Origin of the sequence: Teichococcus deserti, from assembly GCF_001982615.1 — a bacterium.
Classification (GTDB): Bacteria; Pseudomonadota; Alphaproteobacteria; order Acetobacterales; family Acetobacteraceae; genus Pseudoroseomonas; species Pseudoroseomonas deserti.
Map to the genome: position 1 here is coordinate 1 of NZ_MLCO01000570.1, position 536 is coordinate 536.

General features: G+C 75.4%; 1 protein-coding gene. It reads right to left on the reverse strand.

Annotated elements, in window-relative coordinates:
• Nucleotide 1 precedes the first annotated feature (1 nt).
• Nucleotides 2–536, reverse strand: a 535-nt coding sequence (locus BKE38_RS30120; RefSeq protein ID WP_278247665.1) for a ChuX/HutX family heme-like substrate-binding protein, incomplete at its 5' end; no start/stop codon positions are given.

The window sequence follows — 536 nt, forward strand, 5'->3', positions numbered from 1 at the left end:
ATCATGCCGCCAGCGGCGCCGCGGCCAGGCCCTCGGCCAGGGCGCGCCAGGCGGGCAGCTCGGGCTGGCCGGGCTTGCGCGCGCCGAACAGCATGGCGACGGCCTCGCCGCGCGCGTCCAGCAGCTCGATCGAGGTGACGGCGCCGTCGGCGGTGGGCTTCACCACGCGCCAGATCTCGGCGACCCCGGCCTCCTTCAGGTGCAGGTTGAAGTCGGGGTCCAGCACGTTGAACCAGCCATGGGCATCGACCAGGCGGGAGACCGGGCCGGTGTGGATCTGGATGGCGTGGCGGTTGCCGACGAAGAGCATGACCGGCAGGGCCAGCGCCGCCGCCTGGCGCAGCGCCTCGGCCGCGGCGCCGATCGGCAGGCGCTGCGCCAGGTCGGGACCGGCCAGGCGGAAGGCCTGGCGGCGGCTGGCGCCATGCCGGCGCAGCAGGCCGAAGAAGTCGTGGGTGTCCTGCAGCTGCAGCCATTCGGCGCGCAGGGCAGCGGCATCGACGGCGGCCTCGGCACCAGGCTCCACAGCCGCCGGC